Origin of the sequence: Microbacterium testaceum (assembly GCF_001476655.1) — a bacterium.
Taxonomy (GTDB): Bacteria; Actinomycetota; Actinomycetes; order Actinomycetales; family Microbacteriaceae; genus Microbacterium; species Microbacterium testaceum_C.
This window is the reverse complement of the sequence record NZ_LDRT01000142.1, coordinates 1-3,294: the sequence shown is the minus strand read 5'-3', so window position 1 is coordinate 3,294 and position 3,294 is coordinate 1. Positions and strand designations below refer to the sequence as shown.

4 protein-coding genes are annotated in these 3,294 nt (G+C 70.3%); 3 read left to right on the top strand and 1 reads right to left on the bottom strand.

Annotation, left to right across the window (positions count from 1 at the left end):
• Window positions 1-530: alanine dehydrogenase (locus NS220_RS16385; RefSeq protein ID WP_369406716.1), on the bottom strand; the 530-nt coding region annotated here is incomplete at its 3' end.
• A 155-nt stretch (window positions 531-685) separates the two neighbouring features.
• Here NS220_RS16385 and NS220_RS16380 point away from each other — a divergent pair.
• From NS220_RS16380 to NS220_RS16370, 3 genes are all read left to right on the top strand, one after another.
• Window positions 686-1,159, top strand: a complete 474-nt coding sequence (locus NS220_RS16380; RefSeq protein WP_058625083.1) for an Lrp/AsnC family transcriptional regulator — start codon at window positions 686-688, stop codon at window positions 1,157-1,159.
• 160 nt (window positions 1,160-1,319) lie between these two features.
• Entirely contained in the window at window positions 1,320-2,276 is a 957-nt protein-coding gene (locus NS220_RS16375) for a hypothetical protein (protein ID WP_058625082.1), read from the top strand.
• A gap of 97 nt (window positions 2,277-2,373) precedes the next feature.
• Window positions 2,374-3,294: hypothetical protein (locus tag NS220_RS16370; protein WP_153004339.1), on the top strand; the 921-nt coding region annotated here is incomplete at its 3' end.

The following is a 3,294-nucleotide window of genomic DNA, read 5'->3' as shown; positions in this document are numbered from 1 at the left end:
CCGCCGCCGATGACGACGACCTTCGCGCGCGGCGTGCCGGGGACACCGCCGGGGAGGAGCCCACGGCCGCCCGACGCGCGCAGCAGGTGGTGCGCTCCCTCGATGATCGACAGGCGTCCGGCGACCTCGCTCATGGGGGCGAGCAACGGCAGAGCACGGTCGGCGGTCTGCACGGTCTCGTAGGCGACGGCGGTCGTGCCGGCGGCCACGAGGGCGTCGGTGAGCGGTCGGTCGGCGGCGAGGTGCAGGTAGGTGAAGAGGGTGAGGTCCGGGCGGAGGAAGCCGTACTCGGGGGCGATCGGCTCCTTGACCTTCACCAAGAGCTCGGCGCGCGCCCACGTCTCCTCGGCGGTGGCGACGATCTCGGCGCCGGCGGCGCGATACTGCTCGTCGGAGAACCCACTGCCCTCACCGGCCCCGGCCTGCACGAACACGTCATGGCCGCGGTGGACGAGCGCGTCGACACCCGCGGGCGTCATCGCGACACGGTTCTCGTTGTTCTTGATCTCGGTCGGCACGGAAACGCGCACGGGGTCCTCCTGGAGCGGATGAGCAGTGCGGAGAGAATCGCAGAAACGAGTGTTTCGGTGGCGTTACACCGATGATCCTTCTCCTGGATGCCACGTCTTCGGCGTATCGTCGAATGCCTGAGCCCTGAGAACCCCCGTCGACCGAAGGATCTGCGATGCCCGATGATGAGCTTCACCCGCACGACGCACGCATCATCGAACTCCTCTCCGCGGACGCGCGCATGACGAACGCGGCGATCGCCGAGGATCTGGGGGTCGCCGCCTCGACGGCCCACACGCGTCTGCGCTCCCTCGTCGACCGGGGTCTGATCACCGGCTTCCACGCGGCCGTCGACCAGAGCCGACTCGGACGAGGCCTGCAGGCGATCGTCGGGGTCACCCTGCGGCCGGGCCAGCGGCAGGAGAGCATCCGCGCCTTCGCGCACGACGTGCGCCGGCATCCGGATGTCATCCAGCTCTTCTTCCTCGGCGGGGCGGACGACTTCCTCGTCCACATCGCCGTCGACGACTCCTCGGCGGTGCGCCGCTTCGTCGTCGATCACCTCTCGGCGCGGCACAGCGTGGCATCCACGCGCACCAGCATCATCTTCGAGTACCACCGGAACGCGGTCGCCGCCGACTTCGACTGAGCGGCACCGCCGATCGACACCCGTGCTCACCCGGCGGGGGACATTTCGACGCGGCCACGACCGCTACGACGCACAGCACGCACATATCACTTCGGCCACAGCGTTGACAAAGCCTCCTCCGCCATCTGCGGTCGCGCGCATGATGAGGAGCAGGGGTCTCATGCTTCTCTCCATCGCAGTACTGGTGATGTGCACGCTGGTGGGTGCCGGCGTCATCGCCGTGATCATGCCGCGGTTGGACGCACCGCCGCCCCTCCCCGACTTCCTCCGGCTCTCGGCGATCTCCGGCATTCTGGCGATCGGGTGTGCGGCGCTGTACATCATTCGGTACAACGGCGGAGGAATGACGTCGCTCGTCAGCGCCGACGCCACGATGGTCCTCTCGCCGGCCCTTTTCGCCGTCGCGCTGCATCCCCCCGGTCGCCGCCGCATCCCGAGCGTCCTGGTCGCCATCGTCACCGCCGCTGTCATCGTCGGTTCCGCGGTGCTGCCGACGGACGTCTCCCTGCTGGTGAAGGTGGCCGCGCTCACCCTCGTCGTCGGCCTCGCGAGTGCAGGCGCCCTGCGGGCGACCTTCCTCCCGCTCTCCGCCCGGCGCGCCCTGGCGGCGTCGACCGCGCTGTACGCGGTCTTCTCCTTCCTCCGCCTGCTCGTCGCGCTCGCTCCCGTGCCCTTCCCCGAGGGGGTCATCGTCGCCTTCTCCCCGGCCACCAGCGCGCTCGTGGCCATCGCCACGATCGGCTTGGCCGTGGGGGGCATCGCCCTCGGTCGCTCTCCGTCCTCGGACCCCCACCCGACCGGACGCACCCGGAGACGCGTCGTCATCTGCGGCTGGCGCGACGCGCAGCGGACGTTCGGCAGAGACAAGCTGGCGGCCATCGTGGCGGAGCTGCGTCTCGCGGCCCGTCAGCTCGACGCCTCGAGCGTCGACGCCTGGCACGGGGTCGAGATCGGTGCGTCGACAGGCTTCTCCGCCCTGCACCAACATCTCAGCGTGTCCTACGGGTGGCGCGCGGCGGAGCTGGACCTCCTCTGCGATGAGCCGCCTCGGACGTGGGGCCGGAGCCCCAGCGAGGAGCACCGCCGCGACGTCCACCGCCGCGGAGAACGACGCTGACCGATCACCTCGGCACAAACGGCATCCGCGCGTCAAGAGCGAAGCCGAGAAATCATGCGGTGACCTCGATCACCGCATGATGAGACGCGGGGGGAACATGCTGTTGTCCATCGGTGTCGTCGTGATGTGCGTCGGGTTGGCCGCGGGGATCATCCGCGTGGTCCTGCCGCGCCTGTCCAGCCCGACACCGCTCGGCGTCTTCCTGCGTCTCGTCTCGGTATCCGGCGCCTTGTCGGTGGGCGCGGGCGCGATGTACGTCGTGCGTTTCAGCGGCGGCGGCACGGGCGCACTCGTCACGGCGGACACCGCGATGGTGCTGGCCTCGGCCCTCGTGTGCGTGGCGGTCTGGCCTCCGGGGAACGGGCGGAGCGTGTCCCCGATCGCCTTCGCCTCGGCCCTCTGTCTCGCGGCTCTCACCGGTCTCAGCTCGGCTCTGCTCCCCCTCGCCACCTCCCTCGCCGTGAAGGCGGGCGTCCTGACGCTCGTCAGCGCCGCCGGTGCCGTCCTCACCCTGCGCAATCGTGAGCTCCCGCGGGCGTCGATGTGCGTCCTCGGTGCGACCATGTGCACCTACGGCGCCTACTCCGCTCTCCGGCTCGTCGTCGCCGCGACCCCGGAGTCACCGCTGAGTCGGAGCGTGTTCTCGCCGACGGGCACCGGCATCGCCGCGGTCGCCGCGATGCTGATGACCGGGGTGGCCGTGGGTCTCGTCGGGCGTCCCGTCGCGCACGCCGAAGTGCGCGACGATCATCGCCGGATCCTGGTCTCGATCGGCGACTGGAGGCTTGCCACCGCTGCTTTCGGCACCGATCGTGTGCTCGGCCTGCTGCTCGAACTGCGTCTCGCGGCACGGGAACTGGACTCCTCCGCCGTCGATGGCGTGCACGGCGTGGAGGTCGCCCTGCCGGACGCCCTCGCTGCCCTCCGGGAGCGCATGCGCATGGCCTACGGGTGGCGTCCCGAGGAGATCGAGCTGCTCATCGATCGTTCCCCCACCCCACGAGGTCTCCCCCGCTAC